The 19,346-nt window shown below is 50.9% G+C and carries 22 protein-coding genes and 5 pseudogenes; 19 read left to right on the top strand and 8 right to left on the bottom strand.

Annotation, left to right across the window (positions count from 1 at the left end; genetic code table 11):
* Positions 1-40: 40 nt before the first annotated feature.
* A complete protein-coding gene (locus tag ACQ86N_RS39180; RefSeq protein ID WP_431211770.1) occupies positions 41-232 on the bottom strand; it encodes an alkaline phosphatase family protein in 192 nt (63 codons plus the stop codon).
* A gap of 175 nt (positions 233-407) precedes the next feature.
* Between ACQ86N_RS39180 and ACQ86N_RS39175 the strand changes: the two genes are divergently transcribed.
* A complete protein-coding gene (locus ACQ86N_RS39175; RefSeq protein WP_431211769.1) occupies positions 408-1,010 on the top strand; it encodes an RNA polymerase sigma factor in 603 nt (200 codons plus the stop codon).
* Between the two features lie 119 nt (positions 1,011-1,129).
* A complete protein-coding gene (locus tag ACQ86N_RS39170; RefSeq protein ID WP_431211768.1) occupies positions 1,130-1,471 on the top strand; it encodes a hypothetical protein in 342 nt (113 codons plus the stop codon).
* Between the two features lie 70 nt (positions 1,472-1,541).
* Here ACQ86N_RS39170 and ACQ86N_RS39165 read toward each other — a convergent pair whose 3' ends face one another.
* Positions 1,542-1,748: a hypothetical protein gene (locus tag ACQ86N_RS39165; protein ID WP_431211767.1), complete on the bottom strand. Its 207-nt coding sequence runs from the start codon at positions 1,746-1,748 to the stop codon at positions 1,542-1,544.
* A gap of 27 nt (positions 1,749-1,775) precedes the next feature.
* Here ACQ86N_RS39165 and ACQ86N_RS39160 point away from each other — a divergent pair, with 27 nt between their 5' ends.
* The 7 genes and pseudogenes from ACQ86N_RS39160 (at position 1,776) to ACQ86N_RS39130 (ending at position 7,229) form a co-directional block, all read left to right on the top strand.
* Positions 1,776-2,360, top strand: coding sequence for a FecR family protein (locus tag ACQ86N_RS39160; RefSeq protein WP_431211766.1), 585 nt, complete (start codon positions 1,776-1,778; stop codon positions 2,358-2,360).
* Between the two features lie 182 nt (positions 2,361-2,542).
* Positions 2,543-2,731 (top strand): annotated as a pseudogene (locus ACQ86N_RS39155) (hypothetical protein); the annotation flags it as partial.
* A 325-nt stretch (positions 2,732-3,056) separates the two neighbouring features.
* Complete coding sequence (locus ACQ86N_RS39150) at positions 3,057-4,127, top strand: TonB-dependent receptor plug domain-containing protein (RefSeq protein ID WP_431211765.1); 1,071 nt, start codon at positions 3,057-3,059, stop codon at positions 4,125-4,127.
* Positions 4,128-4,280: 153 nt separating this feature from the next.
* Positions 4,281-4,670: a hypothetical protein gene (locus ACQ86N_RS39145; protein WP_431211764.1), complete on the top strand. Its 390-nt coding sequence runs from the start codon at positions 4,281-4,283 to the stop codon at positions 4,668-4,670.
* Positions 4,609-5,757, top strand: a complete 1,149-nt coding sequence (locus ACQ86N_RS39140; protein ID WP_431211763.1) for a hypothetical protein — start codon at positions 4,609-4,611, stop codon at positions 5,755-5,757. Before ACQ86N_RS39145 ends, ACQ86N_RS39140 begins: the two co-directional genes overlap by 62 nt.
* A 93-nt stretch (positions 5,758-5,850) precedes the next feature.
* Entirely contained in the window at positions 5,851-6,891 is a 1,041-nt protein-coding gene (locus ACQ86N_RS39135) for a RagB/SusD family nutrient uptake outer membrane protein (RefSeq protein ID WP_431217776.1), read from the top strand.
* Positions 6,798-7,229: a RagB/SusD family nutrient uptake outer membrane protein gene (locus ACQ86N_RS39130; RefSeq protein ID WP_431217775.1), complete on the top strand. Its 432-nt coding sequence runs from the start codon at positions 6,798-6,800 to the stop codon at positions 7,227-7,229. Before ACQ86N_RS39135 ends, ACQ86N_RS39130 begins: the two co-directional genes overlap by 94 nt.
* A 9-nt stretch (positions 7,230-7,238) precedes the next feature.
* On the opposite strand, the gene ACQ86N_RS39125 is transcribed toward ACQ86N_RS39130, so the two are convergent.
* The 5 genes and pseudogenes from ACQ86N_RS39125 to ACQ86N_RS39105 all read right to left on the bottom strand — a co-directional run bounded on the left by ACQ86N_RS39125 (position 7,239) and on the right by ACQ86N_RS39105 (position 11,732).
* Positions 7,239-7,631: a hypothetical protein gene (locus tag ACQ86N_RS39125; RefSeq protein ID WP_431211762.1), complete on the bottom strand. Its 393-nt coding sequence runs from the start codon at positions 7,629-7,631 to the stop codon at positions 7,239-7,241.
* 322 nt (positions 7,632-7,953) lie between these two features.
* Positions 7,954-8,166: a hypothetical protein gene (locus ACQ86N_RS39120; protein WP_431211761.1), complete on the bottom strand. Its 213-nt coding sequence runs from the start codon at positions 8,164-8,166 to the stop codon at positions 7,954-7,956.
* 200 nt (positions 8,167-8,366) lie between these two features.
* A pseudogene (locus ACQ86N_RS39115) lies at positions 8,367-9,438 on the bottom strand (IS3 family transposase); the annotation flags it as partial.
* Positions 9,439-9,871: 433 nt separating this feature from the next.
* The gene (locus tag ACQ86N_RS39110) at positions 9,872-10,294 is read right to left on the bottom strand and encodes a hypothetical protein (protein WP_431211760.1); all 423 of its coding nucleotides are present in this window, start codon (positions 10,292-10,294) and stop codon (positions 9,872-9,874) included.
* Positions 10,295-10,494: 200 nt separating this feature from the next.
* A pseudogene (locus tag ACQ86N_RS39105) lies at positions 10,495-11,732 on the bottom strand (IS256 family transposase).
* An 863-nt stretch (positions 11,733-12,595) separates the two neighbouring features.
* Here ACQ86N_RS39105 and ACQ86N_RS39100 point away from each other — a divergent pair.
* The 5 genes and pseudogenes from ACQ86N_RS39100 to ACQ86N_RS39080 all read left to right on the top strand — a co-directional run bounded on the left by ACQ86N_RS39100 (position 12,596) and on the right by ACQ86N_RS39080 (position 15,005).
* Complete coding sequence (locus ACQ86N_RS39100) at positions 12,596-13,012, top strand: sigma-70 family RNA polymerase sigma factor (RefSeq protein ID WP_431211759.1); 417 nt, start codon at positions 12,596-12,598, stop codon at positions 13,010-13,012.
* A complete protein-coding gene (locus tag ACQ86N_RS39095; protein WP_431211758.1) occupies positions 13,012-13,695 on the top strand; it encodes a hypothetical protein in 684 nt (227 codons plus the stop codon). The genes ACQ86N_RS39100 and ACQ86N_RS39095 overlap by 1 nt, the downstream gene beginning before the upstream one ends.
* Positions 13,607-13,792, top strand: a pseudogene (locus ACQ86N_RS39090) (hypothetical protein); the annotation flags it as partial. The gene ACQ86N_RS39095 and the pseudogene ACQ86N_RS39090, both read left to right, overlap by 89 nt.
* 90 nt (positions 13,793-13,882) lie before the next feature.
* Positions 13,883-14,212, top strand: a complete 330-nt coding sequence (locus ACQ86N_RS39085) for a hypothetical protein (RefSeq protein ID WP_431211757.1) — start codon at positions 13,883-13,885, stop codon at positions 14,210-14,212.
* Positions 14,213-14,354: 142 nt separating this feature from the next.
* Positions 14,355-15,005 carry a RagB/SusD family nutrient uptake outer membrane protein gene (locus tag ACQ86N_RS39080; RefSeq protein ID WP_431211756.1) on the top strand — a complete coding sequence of 217 codons (651 nt, stop codon included), beginning with the start codon at positions 14,355-14,357 and terminating at the stop codon, positions 15,003-15,005.
* A 1-nt stretch (position 15,006) separates the two neighbouring features.
* Here ACQ86N_RS39080 and ACQ86N_RS39075 read toward each other — a convergent pair whose 3' ends face one another.
* Entirely contained in the window at positions 15,007-15,321 is a 315-nt protein-coding gene (locus ACQ86N_RS39075; protein ID WP_431211755.1) for a hypothetical protein, read from the bottom strand.
* Positions 15,322-16,162: 841 nt separating this feature from the next.
* On the opposite strand from ACQ86N_RS39075, the gene ACQ86N_RS39070 reads away from it, so the two are divergent.
* The 5 genes and pseudogenes from ACQ86N_RS39070 to ACQ86N_RS39050 all read left to right on the top strand — a co-directional run bounded on the left by ACQ86N_RS39070 (position 16,163) and on the right by ACQ86N_RS39050 (position 18,654).
* Positions 16,163-16,546, top strand: coding sequence for a hypothetical protein (locus tag ACQ86N_RS39070; protein WP_431211754.1), 384 nt, complete (start codon positions 16,163-16,165; stop codon positions 16,544-16,546).
* A gap of 87 nt (positions 16,547-16,633) precedes the next feature.
* Positions 16,634-17,092, top strand: a pseudogene (locus tag ACQ86N_RS39065) (carboxypeptidase-like regulatory domain-containing protein); the annotation flags it as partial.
* On the top strand, positions 17,031-17,501 hold the full coding sequence (locus ACQ86N_RS39060) for a TonB-dependent receptor plug domain-containing protein (RefSeq protein ID WP_431211753.1): 471 nt from the start codon (positions 17,031-17,033) through the stop codon (positions 17,499-17,501). The pseudogene ACQ86N_RS39065 and the gene ACQ86N_RS39060, both read left to right, overlap by 62 nt.
* 49 nt (positions 17,502-17,550) lie before the next feature.
* Positions 17,551-17,889: a hypothetical protein gene (locus tag ACQ86N_RS39055; protein ID WP_431211752.1), complete on the top strand. Its 339-nt coding sequence runs from the start codon at positions 17,551-17,553 to the stop codon at positions 17,887-17,889.
* Positions 17,890-18,153: 264 nt separating this feature from the next.
* The gene (locus ACQ86N_RS39050; protein WP_431211751.1) at positions 18,154-18,654 is read left to right on the top strand and encodes a hypothetical protein; all 501 of its coding nucleotides are present in this window, start codon (positions 18,154-18,156) and stop codon (positions 18,652-18,654) included.
* Positions 18,655-19,346 lie beyond the last annotated feature (692 nt).

Raw genomic sequence — 19,346 nt, 5'->3', positions numbered from 1 at the left:
TTGATGATATCGGCGTTAAAGTTCCATGACGGCGCCGTGCTCAGCGGGATGAACGGACTATTGAGATATACCCGCTGCGCGCCGGAAGAGCGCCGGTTATCATGGCCGTATGATTAGGCAGCGTCACAGTAGGGAAAACAGGCCGCACATGCACCGCGTATGCACCTTCCTTCATCATATACTGGAGATTAGGAGCCGGCCACGATGGATCTTCATAAAATTCCGGACGCATACCACTCGATCGTAATAAGGACCACATGCCGGACGGTAGACTGCGCATGAACACTAAGAAAAAGAAAAAGCGTGATCGCCGCTGACAAAAACCTTTTCATTGTACGTATTTAATAATAGTGGAGAGAGTTTTCCACCACGCAACGGTATGTGAAAAGAATTAACCACTGTATACCATGCCGCACAAAAACCATAACCAAGTCCCTGCTGAAATCCATGAGCAGTTCGACCTGTTCAAAAAAGGCAACGGACGCGCTTTCAAATACTTCTACGACTTCTACCACCGGCCGGCCTATAATTATGTCCTGAATCTGATACACAACAACGCCGTGGCCGAAGAGATCATCGACGACGTCTTCGTCCTCCTCTGGGACAACCGCGACCGGATAAAAGACGCCAACCACCTCGTCAACTTCCTCTACCTGGTGTCCCGCCGCATGGCGATCGCCCACCTCGTCAGCCTCAAGAAACAGGTCGAATCCGAAGCAGCATGGGCCATTTACCAGTACGAATGGGCCACACAGTTTGACGAAGTCGAAATCGCCAAGGATAAAATACTCTCCCTGATCTTTCAGCATATCGGCAACCTGCCGCCGCGACAAAAAGAAGTGTTCCTCCTCAGCTTTACCCAGCGGATGGACGTACGTTCGATCGCGAAAAAACTCGGCACCAGCGAGAAGAACGTCTACAAACATCTCTCCCGCGCCTATGACTACTTTACCACCGTCTTCCCCCGCAACCACCTGGTTCTCATTCTCCTGATGTCGGCTTGGCAATAGACCCAAAAAAATTTCGAAAATATTCTACAGACGAGGTGGAAAAAATAGCGGTTTTACTATTACTAATAACAGAGGACGGCATTTCTTATCCTATGCACGCCCCCACAAACCCTGATCTTATGCCTAAGCAACCCATCCAGATCGAAGAGCTGATCATCAAATATGCTCGCGGCCGGCGTCTTAGCAGACAGGAAATGGCCGAGCTCAGGGACTGGCAGGCCCGCTCACAGGACCATGGCGACCTGCCGGAAAAATTTCGCGACCTGGACTGGCTCCGGGAAAACCTTCAGCGCCTCGAGAACGTTCCTACTGACAGGATGTGGGATTTTATCCGCGACCGGATAGCCCTCGATATTCAGAACGAGCCGCTGCGCACGCCCGGACACCTGCGCCGGGTAAAGCAATGGGTTCCCATAGTCGCTGCAGGCGTTCTGCTGGTGGCAGGCTGGGCAGGCTTTTAAATGCTATTTACACCGTCGGTCGGCGGGCAGCGACCTAGCCGTACCGGAACTCGCCGCGTCAGCGGGCCAACTAAAAGGCAACCACCAGGTCCTGCTGACACTGGCCGATGGAAGAACGATACCCCTGGACAACACACCCAACGGAAAGATCGCAGAGACCGCGGAATTTATCCTTACCAAGACCGACAGCGATCGGCTCGTATATACCCTGAGACCGGGAGTAAAGGAGACGGCGATCGACAGCCGCATAACGACGGGGCGCACCCGCCCGTTCCACCTGGTCTTCCCGGATGGCAGCAGCGCTATGCTGTCCTATGGGTCCAGCCTTTCCACCTCCTTCCACGAAGGACAGCGGCAGCTGGAACTCGCCGGAGAGGCATACTTCGAGGCTTCGAAAGACGCTGGCAAGCCGTTTACCGTTCGTACCCAAAAGATCCGGGTCGAAGTGCTGGGCACCGGATTCAATATCTCCGGCTATGATGACGAGACAATCAATACCGTCTCCTTGTTCAGCGGTGCGGTGAACGTCATCCAGGGAACAGAGACCAAATTGCTGAAGCCATCGCAGCAGGCGCTGATAACGAACGGAAGACTGCAGATCCGGCGCATAGAAGATTCCTCAAAAGTCCTCTCGTGGGCTAATCCCGACCCCGAATTTAATTTTGAGAACGCAGACCTGAATACGGTAGTCCGGCGGATCGCCCGCTGGCACCAGGTAAAAATATATAATCCGGACAACGTGGTGGGAGCGCCCATCACCGGTGGGTTCCGGCAGAAAGAGTCGCTGGAGGCCATACTGGGACAGATCGACCGCATCGAACGCGGGTACGCCTTCCTGCAAAGGAAAGGCGACACGATCCAGGTATCGGCAGCTGTGGCCGCCCGCTGATCAAATGTCAGCCATTAAACCTTGCCTTCCCGTTTTAGACCAGACTCATGTGCCGGTCATCACTGCAGTGTGAGAGCCGGCACTTTCCTGTCCTTGCATCTTCTTTAAACCTCGGCTTCCAACCAAAACTGTATACATGTCCTTCAAGACTGTGACCCTTCTGTTATTAGCGCTGCCGGTCTGTGTCAGCGCCCAAAACACTCCAACGCCTGACCCTGAAAGGGAAAGACCTCTCATTCCCCTACGTGTTCAGCCAGATCAAAAAACAACTCGGATATGATTTCGCCTACACCTCCCTCAATTTCGAGGACGCCCCGACCGTCGACGTCGACCTGAAGAATGCCGATATACAGGAGACCCTGCATACCATCTTTGCCGGACTTCAGCTGGGCTATCTCATCGAGAACAAGACCATTTCCATCTACCGCAAAGTACCCGCTAACGTCCCGATCTTTATCCCGTTTCAGGGTCAGGTGATCAGCGCCGATGGACAGCCGCTGGTGGGCGCCTCTATTCTGGTCGACAGCCCGGCGGTGGCCACGACGAATGAGGAAGGCAAATTTCGGATAAAGGCGAAAGCCCGCGCGACCAGGGCTACGTTCTCTTACACAGGCTATTCTCCCGACCCTAACCCTGAACAATACCGACCAGCATACCATTGTTCTGCAACCCACGACCAATACACTGGACAATATCGTGGTACTGCCTTATGGCAAGACTACGACGCGGCTAAGTATGAACCCTCCGGGCACATTCAAACTAAAAGACCTCGGCGGACAGCCCATCGGCAATATCCCCGGGGCGCTGGAAGGCCGGATCCCGGGTCTCGAGGTGAAGCAGTACAACGGCGTGCCGGGTTCGGCCTACGGCTTTCTCATCCGCGGCCTCCACAGCATCGCACAGGGTACCGAGCCGCTGATCATCATCGACGGGATGCCCATTGCCGGCAACAACGGTTCATTGAGTACCATTGGCAGCGGATCGGCGCAGGGACTGATGGGCGCGGCCTCGCTCAACAGCATTCCGCTGTCCTCCGTCGCCGGCATCGAAGTGCTGAGAGGCGCCTCCGCCACCGCGATTTACGGCAGCCGCGGCGCCAACGGAGTGATCCTCATTACCCTCAAACAGGGGCTGGCCGGTCGCACCAAATGGTGTTTCGACGTCTCGGGCGGAGGTTCGCACGCGGTGAAGACGAGCAGGCCGCTGAACACGATGCAATACCGGGCTCTCAGGGAAGAGGCCATCACCAACGACGGGATGACCGTCGATTCAACCACGGCGCCCGACCTCTTCCTCTGGGACAGCACGCGCTACACCAACTATAAGAAAATGGTCATGGGACATACCGGGCTTGTAAAAGACGCTCGCGCGGAAATCTCTGGAGGGGATTCAAATACCGTCTTCCTCGTCTCCGGCAACTATCACGGCGAGGGCGCCGCATTCGGAAGAGGTACAGGGGCAGGACTGGAAATCCCTGTATGGTCACCTGACACACCAGACCACCGACCGGAAGTTCCACGTCGACCTCTCCGCCATTTACAGCTGGGTGAATACGGAACTGCCGACACAGGACTTTTCCGTGTTCCAATACTCGACACCGGATACTCCCCCTCCCGGAATGCGGCAGGTCAATACCAATGGGCGTACAACGGACTGGCCTATACGAATGTCGACGCGCTGTATTCGAAACCGGTACGAGGCCAGTCTCGACGAATCAGTTCAGCCGTCTGCAGGTCAGCTATAAATTGTTGCCCGGTCTTAACCTGAAGGCCAATCTGGGATATAACCGCGTCTCTTCGGACGAGAACAGCCGTCTGCCGCTGGCAGGGCAGGACCCGGCGATCCAGCCCGTGGGACACAAATACTATACGGGCAATACACCGGCACAGCGAGCTCGCGGAAGGCTATGCGGACTACGTATTGAAAAAAGGCGGCCACCGGCTGGAAGCCCTGTTCGGTCTCAACTGGCAGCAACAGCGTTCCACCCACTCCGATATCTTCCAGAACGGCTTCACCACCGATATGCAGCTGGCCAGCGGCACGGGTCCCATCACCACGACTACGGACGAGAACGCCATCGTCTACCGCTACGAGGCGGCCTTCGGGAGGCTCAACTACAGCTGGCGCGACCGCTATCTGGTGAATGTTTCCGGCAGGAGGGACGGCAGCAGCAGATTTGGGCCGGGGAGACAATTTGGCAATTTCTGGGAGGTCGGAGCCGGTTGGGTTTTTACCGACGAGTCTTTTTATGCGCAAACTGGGCTGGCTGAGCTTTGGCAAGCTAAGGGCCAGTATCGGGACCACGGGTAACGACCAGATCGGCGACAACCAGTTCGCGCAGGCATACTCCAATACAAATTCCACCCGCGGCTATCAGGGCCGGCAGGGCGTGATACCACAGACCTTTGCCAACGACCGGCTGGCGTGGAAGTCAATTATAGCAGCGACGTCCAACTGGATCTGTATTTTCTCAATAACAAGATCGGGCTCACGGCCCTGGCCTACCGGGACTGGACCAACAACCGAGCTGGTCTATACTTCGCTGCCTTCGCAGGCAGGGCTGCCAGGCGTGTTCAGCAATTTCCCGGCTGATGTCGTCAACAATGGGCTGGAGTTCACTCTGACGACGCACAATATCGATGGGCCAGGGAAGGAGTTTCGCTGGGTGTCGACTTTGGTGCTGACGGTGCCACGCAATCAGCTGAAGAAATTTCCCAACCTCGCGAGCTCGACCTATGCGGGGAGTCTGTACGAGGGCAAATCGCTGTCCGAGATCACGGGCTATCACTATACCGGCGTCGACCGGTCGACGGGCCTCTTTGGATTCACGGACTATAACAAGAATGGCGTGCTGGACCCCGGCGACCGCAAGCCCGGCGGGAATCCCGACCTGCACTACTACGGCGGTCTCGACCAGAGCTTTCAGTGGCGGCGCTGGCAGCTGAACATCTTCTTCGAATACCGCGTAGGCAAAGGCATTAATCCGCTGGTGATGCTCTACCAGCTGAAGCCCCCGCCGGGGCAGCTGGGTCTTTCCATGCTCAACAATGGGCCCGTCGAATGGCAGGACCATTGGCGGGCGCCCGGTGACAAGGCAGTGCTGCAGCGGCTGTCCGCAGACCAGAGCTCAGCCGCCTCGCAACAGGCCGGCTACTATCCTTATTCCGACGCTCTGCTGACCGACGCGTCCTTTCTGCGGCTGAAGAGCCTGGCGCTGCGCTGGCGATTGCCGGACAAATGGGTGTCGCGGGCCGGGATGAGCAACGCGCAGTTGTATCTGCAGGGACAGAACCTCCTGACCTGGACAAAGTTTCCGGTGACCGATCCGGAAACGCAGGACCCTTCGGTATTGCCACCTATGAGAATGATCACGCTGGGCTTTCATATAACACTCTAAACTTACGACTATGTCGCGCTGGACCATCTTTATAAGTTTCTTGTTTTTTCGGCCTGTGTAATTACCTCCACCGGATGCCACAAGTTGCTGGACGTGCCGCCGCCGCAGGATCAGGTGAGCACGGCGACTGTATTTGCGAGCGACTCCAATGCGCTGAGTACCCTTTCGGGTATGTATATCCAGATGATGGACAATACCCGCGGTCTTTTCAACGGCGGGCTGACCATCTACTGCGGCCTCAGCGCGGACGAGCTTGTGAACAGCTTCCCGAATATTTTCGAAGATCCTTTCCGGACCAATTCCTTAACCGCCGACAATCTGCAGAACACCGTTCTGTATACTCAGGCCTATACCTTTATCCATACGGCCAACACGATCCTGGCCAGTCTCGACGGCGCGACACATCTCTCTTCGACTACCCGTGCCGGACTGAAGGGTGAGGCCGAGTTCGTGAGAGCGCTGGCCTATTTTTACCTGGTGAATCTGTACGGGGCCGTGCCCCTGGTGACGACCAGCGACTATTCCACCACCGCCCTGCTGGCGCGTAGCGACCCCGCTATCGTATATGCGCAGATTATGTCCGATCTGGCCGACGCCCAGCACCTGCTGACCGACAGCTATATCACCACGGCCGCCTATGCCCACGACCGCACCAGGCCGAACAGGGCGGCTGCCACGGCGCTGCTGGCGCGGGTCTATTTGTATCAGGGTGCCTGGTCACAGGCCGACAGCGCGGCGAGCGCCGTCATCGGCAATCCCCAGTACCTGTTGGAACCCAGTCTGGACAGCGTTTTCCTTTCCGGCAGCCGCGAAGCCATCTGGCAGCTGCAGCCCGTACACGAGACCATGGCGACCGCCGAAGGGCTGAATTTTATCCCCTCTTCAGTCTACGCTCCTCCTTTTTATTACCTCACGGATTTCCTGCTGAACACTTACGAGTCAGGCGACCAGCGGCGGCTGAGATGGACCCGCAGGGCCCTCAACGGGAAGACCTATTCGTACAAGTACAAACGCGCTCTGTTCGACAGCGCCCGTATCGAATACAACATGGTCCTGCGTCTCGGCGAAGTCTACCTGATCCGCGCCGAGGCGCGTGTTCACTGGGCAATTACTCCGACGCCGCATCCGATCTGAACCTCATCCGTTCCCGCGCAGGCCTTCCGCCCACGACGGCTACCGAAGCCACCGACCTCCTCCCCGCCATCTGGCGCGAGCGTCAGGTCGAGCTCTCCACCGAATGGGGCCAGCGCTGGCTCGATCTCAAGCGCAGCGGCCAGGCCGACGCCGTCCTCGGCGCCGAAAAGCCAGGCCTCTGGGCGCCGAAAGCGGTGCTATATCCGATTCCTGCCGGCGAGCTCGACCAAGAATCCCAATCTTACGCAGAATACGGGATACTAGAACCCAGGCGCCTGCATCGGTCAGCGATGAAGCGCCTGGGTTTGGGGGTAGGATTTCTTGCTATTAATTATTAACGCATGCGATTATTGGGGCTGTCTCCCGGCCTGCTCAACCGGCTTTCCCACCTGTTCATCCGGTTTGCCGTTCTGTTCAGTCGGCCTTCCCGGTCCATCGACCATGAATGGAAAATGCCCATACAGAAAAACATACGGCAGTTGATTATGGGGATTGGCATTGTTGATATACCCCCTCATAAGAAGTGTCCCTCCTCCGATCGTTTGATTGACGGGGAAGCCGTACATGGCCCAGAGCTCGTATTCTTCGTCGGCGATGTTCTTATAGTCGTTGTAGAAGTCGTAAGGGTAGGTGTACCAGTAGAGCATGATTTGTTTGGCTTCTTCTTTCGCGCGCGGGGCTTCTTTGGGGAGTGTTTTTTTGGGGAAGGCCGTGAAGGCTGTAGTGATGAGGGTGACCACTTGCTGCGGACAGCAGAAGACGCATAGGAAGGTTCATGATGGTTGCCGCTTTTGTGAATCAAAAAGCTGCTGAAAAATTTTAAGGTTTAATAATAATAAAGACTCGCCATAGAGCGGCGGACCGGTACCGTTTCCTTAGAGTGGAGGAGGTATTGGCAGAATCGTGGTAAGCGAAAATGTGTAGAGCAGCTGCGGAAGCCCAGTAGGGGGAAGTAAATGTAATATCGTTTAACGAAGGATCGCTAAATGCGGGAAAATATTAAACATTATTACATGGTTCATTTTATGATAGCGCAGAATCGCTGCGGCGTGCAGCCATTTTTCAGGGCAGGTGAAAGTCCCTGGAATGGTTTTTCAGGTCTTCGAATTTGGCGATATAGGCTTTTACCGTCGCGACGTCGGTGAAACATTTCCCGTCCGCGTATTGGTTATCGCTGCCGAGCGCCCTGTACCACTCAAATACGATACTATTGCCCACGATGGTGAAGTCCTGCGTCAGCGAACTGTCCCACTTTGCGTTGTAGAAATGGATCATGGATACCCGGTACTGACATTAATACGTTAATTAAGATCATGAAGAAGATAAAACTATGTTCCTGTGAGAATTCCGCGAGCACGTGAAAGCTTCCCTTAGTATGTAGCGGTTTTAAACATAGATTCCCATGTATTTTCTTCGTCCTGTTGGAATGTGGGAAATGCGACGTCCGGGTCTTGTGCGTTTGGGCATTTACCATATTTCAACAGGAACCCCCTGGGTGTTTTATATCCGAGAGAGCTATGAGGTCGTTCGTTGTTATATATCCAGATCCAGGCTTGCGTTATTAGTCTTGCCTGGGCCAGAGTATCAAAAGCATAGTTATCAAGTACTTCTTCCCGGTAAGTTCGGTTGAACCTTTCTACGTAGCCATTTTGATGCGGCTTTCCCTTCTGTATAAAGATCAGCCCGATACCGTTGGCATTCGCCCAATCATGTAATGCCTGCGATACATATTCCGGGCCGTTATCACACCTGATCCATTTGGGTTTACCTCTCCATTCGATCACGTTGTCCAGCTCACGGATGATCCGGGGACCCGGCAGACTGGTATCCAGAGTAATGTTCAAGGCCTCCCGGTTAAATTCGTCGATCACGTTGAAGGACCGGAATGGCCTTCCGCCAATCAATCCGTCGTGCATAAAATCCATTGACCAATGGAGGTTAGGCCGGATCGGTTGGGCGAGTGGCTCTAAAATCCTCGCCGGCAGCCGTTTTTTGTGCTTCCGACGCAAGTTCAGCTTCATATGGGTATAGATCCGATAGACACGTTTGTGATTGTCTTTATACTCCAGCAACCGCAGGCGCTCGAACATCATCCAAAAGCCCCAACGGTTGTGCTGGATAGCCATCGTCGACAGCGCTTGCCGGATCGGTTCGTCATCACGGAAATGTGCCTTATAATAATACATTGAACAGTGCGTGCCAAAGAGCTTACAGGCCTGCCGAATGCTGATCTTGTGTTCCTCGTGGACATAAGTGATCAGTTCTCGCTTTTCAGCAGGCCCTAGAGCTTTTTTCGATCACATCTTTGAGTACCGTAATATGCAATGTCTGCTCGGCAACGATCTTCTTGTATTGAGCCAGTTCGGACTCAAGCTCCTTCATCCGCTTAACCTGGTTGATCTCCAGGCCCGAATACTTGGTCTTCCATCCATAAAAGCTGCCCTGGCTGATCCCATGGCTCCGGCAGATATCAGCCACCGACTTGCCCGATTCTTGTTCCTTTAAAATGCCAATTATCTGGCTCTCCGTAAACTTTGTCTTTTTCATTTTGCTTCCCAATTTTAGCGATTAATTTTCAAATTACATCGCTACAGTTTTGGGGGAAGCCTTCACACGGAGAACGCTGCGCCAATTATAATTGAGATCAGAGCAAACCAGTATTTCTTAAACATAATACGAGTGTTTTTAATTATATAGGACTGACGTGAATAGTGTTAAATTGAATTTGCGTGACACAGTTCTTGCTCAGCTTGAAAAAAGGACCTGGTAAAGGAAAAGTTTGGTTGGAATAAAAGACACAAGGTTTAAAGCAATCGATGGAACTTGAGGACGTAGTTCACTATATTCTACGTCAAGCCCCGGGTCTGTAAAATGAACTGTGTCAGCGGAAGTTTGTTTTTTAAAGTATGAATTCATCTCGCAATCAAGGGGTCTGTAAAATGAACTGTGTCAGCGGAAGTTTGTTTTTTAAAGTATGAATTCATCTCGCAATCAATTTAGCGATCCCCTGCTGGTTAGCGGCTAAAGTACCCAAATATTTTTGAAATGTATCAATAGAATTGGGCTCTACCAACAATTCAGTAAATACTTTTGAATTTTGACAATTGATTGGCCCTTCCTTTTCTAAATGAACCTTGACTCCAACAAGTCCAGAAGGGGTGATTGGGCAAAAAGAAATTGAAAGAATACCTTGCCCTAATGATTGTCCAATCTCATAAAATATAGACTGATCATCTTTAGGAAACCCTTGCAATTTTTCGGCTAGAATTTGTAGATGTTCCCCGGTATCATAGCCTCGAGAGACACCGCTGTAACCATTGTTTGACACAGTAATTTCCAATTCAAGCATATATTCGTCCTTCCAGACAACATCGAGGTTCAAGAAATTTTTGTATTCTTCCATTGGGGTTTAAGTTATCGTTAAAATATTAAGGGCATCAGCGGAAAGCAATAATATTATTTTTGTTGGCAAAGATCTGCATAATGAACTATGGCGGGTCTGTAGAATGAACTAAATCAGGATATAATTTCGATCTAGTTTAATTGAGGCGGCGACGGCTCCATTTAAAGAGCAAGGCGCCGCCTCTTTTTTACGGAAGGATATCATAAGTCCGTTATCATTCTGTTGCCAAATATAATCTTCAGCTGCGAGGCGGAGACAGCCCACCCCTGTAAAGGCATGGTCCATTTTTTGGCGATGCGGTCGGTGGCCAGGTAGATCAGTTTCAACAGGGCCATATCGCTGGTAAAGGCGCCTTTATTCTTGGTCACCTTCCTGATCTGCCGGTGGTAGCCCTCAATCGTATTGGTCGTGTAGATCAGTTTACGGATGCCAGCAGGGTACTTAAAATAGGTCGATAATTTGGGCCAGTTTGTTTCCCAGGAGTTGATTACCATCGGATATTTCTTCCCCCAGCTTTCCCTGAGCTTAGCTAACTCATCCAGGGCCTGCGCCTCGTTGTCTGCCCGGTAAACCGGTTTTAGCTCAGCCATAAATACCTTTTGATCTTTGCTGGCCACATACTTCAGGCTGTTGCGGATCTGGTGAACTATGCAGGTCTGTACTTCAGTTTCGGGAAAGATCGTCCGGATGGCCTCCTCAAATCCCTTCAAGCCGTCAATGCAGGCGATCAATATATCGCCGACACCTCTTTGCTTCAGGTCATTGATCACACCCAACCAAAAATTGGCTCCCTCGCTCTGAGAGACGTACATGCCCAGCACATCCTTTTGTCCCTCTTTGTTAATGCCAAGGATATTGTACACACAGCGGGTCTGCACGCGGCCATCTTCTTTGACCTTATAATACATGGCATCCAGCCATACGATACAATATAGCTCCTCTAAAGGCCGCTGCTGCCATTCCTTGACCAGAGGGATCACCTTATCGGTAATGGCACTTAATGTGGCAGCTGAAATGTCCGTATCGTAGGTCTCCTTGATATGAGCGCTAATATCCCTTAAGCTTGTACCCAGGCTATAAAGACCGATGATCTTGTCCTCGAGCGTGTGAGCCATAATGGTCTCCCGCTTCTTGACGATCTCCGGCTCAAAACTGCTCAGCCGATCTCTTGGCGTACTGACTTCAATGTTACCGGAGGACGTTTTTAGTTGTTTTTTGCTCTTGCCATTTTTGCGGTTCCCGCCGTCCCGCTCTTCTTCGTCCAGGTGGCTTTCCATCTCACCCTCCGAGGATAGAATTGAGCATATCTTGCAGAAGCTGGGGCAAAGGCACCGTCTTTGCCATACAAGGATTTACCAGTGCGGAATTGCTCCTTGACTTTTTGTTTGGCTAACTCATAATCAAATGGCTCTGAGGCCGGTGGTACTTTCTTTTTCATTTTGCTGTGTTTAAAGTTAAGAATTTAACTCTTGACACAGTTTATTTTACACTCTCCAAGCCCCCGTTTTCTACTATTAAAAACTCATATTTTTTTACAACTCTTTGATAACTTTTCGCAGATATCACCTTTAAACCATCATTATCAAAGGCTTCATGGCCGCATGCGCAGCTATTGTCGTGTATTCACAATCACTGAATTACTAGTTACTTGCCCCCAACTACGCTGCATATTCAAATCCACTTTAACAGTCCCTGTCTTTCCTTTCTTTGTTTTAACTCCTGCAAGAGAGATCCCGTCTTCATTCCTGACTATCCCTTTAAAGTCAAAGTTGCCGACGGGACCCTGAGGTCATACCAGCGGGCAATCTGCCACATCGCCATCCGCGCATCCACATCCGATAAATTAAAGAACCCGCGTTTCCATGCAGTGACCCCTTCTCCATTCACCAATTCCAAACTGCACTGGTTAACTGGAAAAACTCCATCTTTCATTAATGCAGCAATGATGCAAGCAGCCCCCTCTCATGAAATTTTTCCAAACTTCCAGTGGTAGTACAAAAAAATACAGAATAGTCAAGGATTGCATCCCTGAAGTCCAGCTTCAGCCAAAATCCCCGTAATTATTTTAGAACAAAAAACCACGATTTTACACTAAATCTATGGTTAGAGATTTTCTGACCGCGTTTAGGTATAATAGGTGAACCATGTGAACCTTATTCTAATTTTTAAAGTTAAAATTAGATAAAGAATGGAAGGCCTTATTAGTAAGCAATTTCCGGCTTTTAAAGACGGATTCTCCCGCGCATTCTACCAGCTGTACAAACGACACCACTCGCGGCTTTATCAGCACATTATGCGCCATTGCGGGGAGAAAAATCAGCCACGAACATACTTGCCTTTGCCTTTAAGGAAGCCTGGGACTACCGCAGCTTCTTTGAAGACGAAGACCAACTGGTTTTCTTCCTCTATTTCGTCGCAGCCGCGAAAATGACCCAACTGAGACGGCGGGCAGAGCGCCGGTATATCCAGCTGACCGCGGCTTTCGCCGTCGACGCACAGTCGGAAGAAGACAGGTCTGTTTTGATCAGGCGGATCATAGCCGCCGTGGACAAGCTTCCCCGCCAGCGTAAGATGGCCATCCGCGAACACTATCTCAACGGCAAGACCGCCAGACAGATCGCGGACGAGCAGCAGCTCAGCGAAAGGACGGTATACAACCATATGAGCCGGGGCCTGGATGACCTGAAAAAGAGCTTACCGCTACAAACTAATGTATAATGGCTGAAACCAACAAGGAGATCATGGGCCTGATTGCCCGCTACGCAAAAGGAGAGAAACTGAGCGACGAGCAAATGGCCATTGTCAGAAAATTATATTCCCTTTCGGAGGATCACCGGAACCTGGCCGACCTGCTAGTCGACCAGCCCTGGCTGGACGAGGACAAGCAGGCTCAGGGCGACGTGCCGAAAATGGCTGCCTGGAGAGCGGTGAAGAAGCATATGCGCGAAGCCAATCCGCCGAAAAAGGGTCCACACAACTATCGTTGGCTCATTGGGCCGGTGCTCCTGCTCGTGCTTGCGGGCGCGGCCTACACCATATTCCGGCTAGTTGAAAAACCGGCAGCCCCCTCCAACGAATTCGCCAAAAAAACCCTCACCCCAGCGCAAATAGCTGAAGATCTTAGTATACTGCAAATTTTAGACGGGCGTCAGATAGCCCTCGACACCGTAGCAAACCGAACATCCATACCACTGTCGGGCGGAGCCGCACTGTTAAAGACCACCGACGATTCACTCCGGGTCATAGGCAGCCCCTCGGGCCGGCCGGGGCTTGCGCAGACACTGTCCGTAGGCGTCCATCATAAACCGCTGAATATCTTATTCCCCGACAACACCCGCATCCAATTATCCCCCGCCTCGGAAGCTCGCCTGGTCAGGGCTCAGGGACAGCAACCAGCTTAAGAAGGGCAAGGCCAGATTTGACGTCACCCACAACCCCGACCAGCCATTCACGGTCCAACTACCCGAGCGAACACTCATCAGCGATATCGGAACCAGCTTTGAGATCGACGCCACCAATGCCACGGAGCCAAAGGTCCATCTCGCGGAAGGCAGCATCAGGGTCAAAGGAACTGCCGGATCACTCGACATGGCGCCGGATCAAAACGTTACCATACGAAACGGATCACCCGTCAATGAACGCCCGTCCATCGACACGGCACTATGGGGATGGGCGCATAGGCCAATGGTATTCCCCTTCAAAGGCGCGAGCCTCCATCGGGTTGCGCAGTCCTTTGCATCTTATTATGGACTGACCATCTATCAGACCGGCAACCTGGGCAACGTGGGAAGACTCACTATAACGATCAACACCGGCGACGGAATAATGATCAACCAGGAAAAATTTAGCAACGTTCTTAAAAACTATGCACACGTAAGGATCAACAAAGACAGCCTGATTATCTCGGGCATCAAATAGACCAATAGCTAAGGCCGCAGAGGGGACTTTATCCGCCTTATCCCTTTTCTGTAATCACAAAACCGAAATATATGTGGTTTAAGGCTCTTAGTTTCCTGCCCCGACCGGGCAGACGCAACCTGCTATACTGCACCGTACTCTTATGCCTGAACGCCCCCTGCGCGGCGCAGCGCGTGAGTATTCACGGAACCGATCTCGGGATCGACAGCATTCGCAGCCGCAGCCGGATGGGGCGGCGGTTCGGCTGGCCACCGCGGAGGGTGCCCTGTTTCAGCCGAAGAGGGATTCGACGGCGCCGGTGTATGCAATACAGGACAGTCTGTTTAGGAGTTTTGAGCCGGGGGACACCCGGGTTGCGGCCTGGACAAAGAGGCTGGTGTTGAGGGGGAAGACATATATATATCCGTGGAAGTACCGGCAGACGGTGTGGACGAATGCGAATCCGGAGTATGAGACGGTGATGAGGATGGCGGAGATGTATTTGATTCGTGCGGAGGCCCGGGCGAGGGTGGGGGACGCGGCTGGCGCGGCGGCGGACCTGAATTTGGTGAGGCAACGGGCGGGGCTTGGGCCGGTGGACCCAAACATCGGGATCATCGATGCCGTGATGCATGAGCGGCGGGTGGAGTTTTTCTCCGAGTGGGGTCACCGTTGGATGGACCTGAAGCGTACCGGGATGGCGGATGGGGTCTTGGGTGGAAAGGCGGGATGGAAGGCAACTGACGCGTTGTATCCCATACCCGCCTCCGAGCTACTGGCCAATCCAAACCTCACCCAAAATAATGGCTATTAGATCAGTAGGTAAAATGTGCGTAGAGGTTTACCAGCGGAAATCCGGTGTGGGGGATATTTCCGTTGATATAGCCGCGGGCGATAAGGGTACCTCCCATGGGGCTGGTGTTGATGAGGACGCCGTCGTAAAACCACCACCATTCGTTGATTTCGTCGGCGAGGCTGGCGTAGTCATTGAAAACGTCCCCCGGCACCAGGAACCAGTAGTAGGCTGCCAGCCGGGTGTTGGTGGGTGTCGGGATGGGTTTGGGGTGAGGGGAGAGGGAGGTGGTAGCGGTCCCGAGGGACAGCAGGGGCGGTGAGGAGCAGGGCTCCACGGAATAGGCGGTGCATAGTCGTTGCCAGCTTTTTGGAAGAAAAGCGGCGGAAAAACTTTAAGGTTTAATAAATGGAAATGCCGGTGTGCGGGTGCTGGATCTCTGTACGGCGGGATAAATGTAGATGCGCGGACTGAATTGTAGGTACGGTGGAAATGTATTAGATTTGAGTAGGAGTTAACATTTATCGGACGGTATATATGATGCTCTAAAATCGCTGGATGCCTTGTCGCTGCTGCATTTCAACTGCGGTGTAGGCTGGCCATACCTGTTATATATGTTCAATATGTGTTAGAACACCGAAAAGGGTAATGAAATCATAACACCCCTGGTGATTTATATGACTTTATTCGTCTTTTTGCTTGATTTTATTGTGATTTTTCAAGAAATGTCTGCCATGTGACAAAATAAATTACCTGAAAGTGGTAGTTGAGAATACTCTGCCTACGTAATTCCAATTAGAACATCCATTCCAATATCCTTTCTGCTGCCATATTGAAGGATATTTCTTCCATTAAACCTTATAGTTATCTGGTCCAGGCGATGTCTGGCGAGGGTAAGCCTTACTCTATTAACTTAACAGATTTATTTTTTTAATATTTTATTAGGTTGAGGCTATTTTGCTAACCGCTGGTCCCATTGGGCGCGGGAACCACAAAAAAACCGATTATATGCAACAGACGGGACCTCTATCCCCGATATACGATGACTAGTCAAATTGTATTCGAGTCATGCCCAAAAAGAAAGACGGCGGCAACCGTCCTTCTTTACAACTTGGCGGGCTAACTCTGCAAGCCGCTTCAGAGACTAACAAAGACAATAACCCACACAAAACAAATGTATGAAATTTTTTTACAATGCTCCCGTCGAACGGGGAGCGTTTGGCGAAGCCATGCCATTCGCAAACCGACTGATGTTATCATTGCCACAGAATATAAAAACCCTGTTACTTGGTGTGAAACTAACAGCTCTATTAGTATTGATTACCTGCTTTCAAGTCGGCGCAAAATCCGCCGACGCCCAAAAGCTGAGCATTTCATTTCGCAATGGTTCGCTTGAGAAGTTATTTTCCGTGATCGAGAAAAAGACCCCGTATGTCTTTTTCTATGATGTCGCCGTATTAAAAGGAACCCATCCGGTGACAGTTGAAATGACAGAAGCTTCCGTTGAGGAAATCCTTCGAGGCTTCGTTGAAAGGGCAGTCTCTCGAATACTCGATACATGATCGTACCATTTTTATAAAGCGTGGAGCCAAATCGGCATTGGATGGATCAGGTGGTCATGAGGTCGGAAATCCCCGTCTGTAACCGGTCTCGTCAAGTCGGAAAACGGAACACCACTGGCAGGAGCGTCAGTCACAATAAAAAAACTGAAGAAATCAGGAATGACGAACGAGAATGGGGAATTTGTAATCCGTGATGTGCCAAATGGTGAATACGAAGTTGAAATATCGTTTGTAGGATATGAAACGAGAACGGCGGTTCTCCTGGTCGATAACCATGAAGGAAGGGTCGTGGCGGATCTCAAACAAATGCATAGCATACTTGACGAGACGGTAGTGAAGGGGTACTATACAACCACTGACAGGCTAAATACCGGATCTGTAACAAAGGTAAAGGGAGAGGATATTCAGAAACAACCTGTATCGGATCCCATCATGGCGCTTGAGGGCCGTGTTCCGGAGCCTTTATATTGCGCAGGCCTCAGGCATGCCCGGATCGGCATATACGATCTTGTTACGGGGCCAGAACAGCATTCAAAATGGGAATAACCCTTTGTATATCGTCGATGGAGTGCCTTTTTCATCGACGAGCCTCACCAGCCAGGATATTGGGGGCGGAGCGCTCGGAAACCCGAGTAACGGAGGGAATCAGGGGCTAAGTCCATTCAACAGCCTTAATCCGTCGGATATTGAGAGCATCGAGGTTCTGAAAGACGCGGATGCTACCGCTATCTACGGTTCGCGCGGAGCCAATGGGGTCATTCTCATCACAACCAGAAAAGGTAAGGCCGGACAAAGTAGAATAGACGTAAATGTTTATAGTGGAATTGGTAATGTCGCGAGAAAGCTTAAAATGCTCAATACCAAACAGTATTTGGCCATGAGGCACGAGGCCTTCTACAACGACTCAGTCGAAAATCCGGCGGCCAATATTGTCCCCTGGGTCAAGCGACTATGACATCAATGGACTCTGGGATTCTACACGCTATACAGATTGGCAAAAGGCGATGATCGGAGGTACGGCCCGCTTTACCAATGCCCAGGCATCGCTGTCAGGTGGTACAGCCAACACGCAATTCGTGCTGGGCGGAGGATACATACGCCAGACAACTGTTTTTCCCGGGACTTTCTCTGATCAGAAGGCTTCGGCGCACGTCAACATTAACCACGTTTCTGTAAACCAGAAATTTCGTGCTTTATTTAGCGCTCAATATGTTAATGATAACAATTTATTGCCGCAGGTAGACTATACGCAATATATAACCCTGGCTCCGGATGCTCCGTCTTTGTATGACGCGAACGGAAACATCAACTGGCAGCAGGGGACGCTAGGTGAACCCCATTAGTATAAACCTTCAAACGGCAAATGCAAAAGCTGAAAATCTGTTGGGGAATTTAAACCTGGAGTATAAGCTTTTTCCGGGCTGACAATAAAGAGCAGCTTTGGGTATACGCATATTCGAATGGATCAGACGAATCAGGAACCTTCTACTGCGATATATGGACCACCGTCACCCTACAATAGAATTAATACATTTGCCACCAGTAACCTGAATACATGGATCGTAGAGCCTCAGATTAACTACGTTCATAAGATTGGACAAGGAAAATTGGACTTCCTCGTTGGTTCAACTATCCAGAAGAATGTCCAAAATAGCCTTGGTCAGTACGCCACAGGGTTTACCTCCGATGCCTTAATCCCCAACGTAAGCGCCGCTTCATTAGTAGTTGTATTTGGAAGTTCCAGCTCTGTATACCGATACAATGCGCTCTTCGGCCGTCTGAATTATAATTGGTTGGATAAGTATATCATTAATGTGACAGCCCGTAGAGATGGCAGCAGCCGATTCGGACCCGGCAAACAATTTGGGAATTTTGGTGCAATCGGAGCGGCATGGATATTCTCAAAGGAAAAGTTTATACAAGACAATATCCCTCTTTTGAGTTTCGGCAAATTAAGGGCGAGCTATGGATCATCGGGTAACGACCAAATTTCAGATTACAAGTATTTAAGCACCTATTTCCCATATACGGCCTCTCCCTATCAGGGGGTTATCGGTTTCTATCCGACGCAAATTGCGAATCCCTATTTTGGCTGGGAGCTTGGTTAAAAAGCTGGAGGGAGGTATTGAACTGGGATTTGTTAAGGATCGTATTATAGTGAGTGCCAACTACTACAGAAACAGAAGCAATAATCAACTCCTAAACTATACACTACCTCATATTGATGGGTTTACTTCTATTGAGGCGAACCTACCAGCCACCGTGCAAAATTCAGGGTTGGAATTTGTGCTAAACACAATAAATATAAGGACAAAGAATTTTTCCTGGAGCACGTCTGCTAATATCAGTGCTCCCGAGGAATAAACTGGTGTCTTTTCCCGGACTGTCAACGTCTTCATATAAAAATTTATTTGTTATAGGAAAATCATTGTTTGTACCGTTCTTATATCACTACACCGGCGTCGATGCCAATAAAGGGAATTTACAGTTTCGAGGACGTCAATAAGGACGGTCAACTTGATATCAATGATCAGCAGTTCCTTAAGGAAGTGACTCAGAAGTATTTTGGAGGGATTTCCAATTCATTTACGCTCAATAATTTTCATTTAGATTTTCTTTTTCAATTTGTCAAACAGACTTCGTATGATTTCGTGACGATCTTTCAGGCTCCAGGCACCGTTAATTCGAATCAGCCAGATTTTGTGCTCGATCATTGGCAAACTAATGGACAGCAGGCAAAATTTGAAAAGTATACCAGGTGCCGGTTCGGCATCGGATGCATTTAACAACGCCAGGTCCA

The organism is Puia sp. P3 (assembly GCF_050632245.1).
Classification (GTDB): Bacteria; Bacteroidota; Bacteroidia; order Chitinophagales; family Chitinophagaceae; genus Puia.
Note: the sequence above shows the minus strand (reverse complement) of the source record. Positions and strands in the feature narration are given on the sequence as shown.

Bases quoted from the DNA above. Each gene is read 5' to 3' on its own strand.
- ACQ86N_RS39120 (WP_431211761.1), bottom strand. From the start codon at position 8,166: ATGATCCATTTCTACAACGCAAAGTGGGACAGTTCGCTGACGCAGGAC.
- ACQ86N_RS39095 (WP_431211758.1), top strand. From the start codon at position 13,012: ATGGCTGAAACCAACAAGGAGATCATGGGCCTGATTGCCCGCTACGCA.
- ACQ86N_RS39055 (WP_431211752.1), top strand. From the start codon at position 17,551: ATGATCGGAGGTACGGCCCGCTTTACCAATGCCCAGGCATCGCTGTCA.
- ACQ86N_RS39180 (WP_431211770.1), bottom strand. From the start codon at position 232: ATGCGTCCGGAATTTTATGAAGATCCATCGTGGCCGGCTCCTAATCTC.
- ACQ86N_RS39080 (WP_431211756.1), top strand. From the start codon at position 14,355: ATGCCTGAACGCCCCCTGCGCGGCGCAGCGCGTGAGTATTCACGGAAC.
- ACQ86N_RS39140 (WP_431211763.1), top strand. From the start codon at position 4,609: ATGCGCAAACTGGGCTGGCTGAGCTTTGGCAAGCTAAGGGCCAGTATC.
- ACQ86N_RS39110 (WP_431211760.1), bottom strand. From the start codon at position 10,294: ATGGAAGAATACAAAAATTTCTTGAACCTCGATGTTGTCTGGAAGGAC.
- ACQ86N_RS39175 (WP_431211769.1), top strand. From the start codon at position 408: ATGCCGCACAAAAACCATAACCAAGTCCCTGCTGAAATCCATGAGCAG.
- ACQ86N_RS39085 (WP_431211757.1), top strand. From the start codon at position 13,883: ATGGCGCCGGATCAAAACGTTACCATACGAAACGGATCACCCGTCAAT.
- ACQ86N_RS39060 (WP_431211753.1), top strand. From the start codon at position 17,031: ATGCCCGGATCGGCATATACGATCTTGTTACGGGGCCAGAACAGCATT.
- ACQ86N_RS39070 (WP_431211754.1), top strand. From the start codon at position 16,163: ATGAAATTTTTTTACAATGCTCCCGTCGAACGGGGAGCGTTTGGCGAA.
- ACQ86N_RS39160 (WP_431211766.1), top strand. From the start codon at position 1,776: ATGCTGTCCTATGGGTCCAGCCTTTCCACCTCCTTCCACGAAGGACAG.
- ACQ86N_RS39170 (WP_431211768.1), top strand. From the start codon at position 1,130: ATGCCTAAGCAACCCATCCAGATCGAAGAGCTGATCATCAAATATGCT.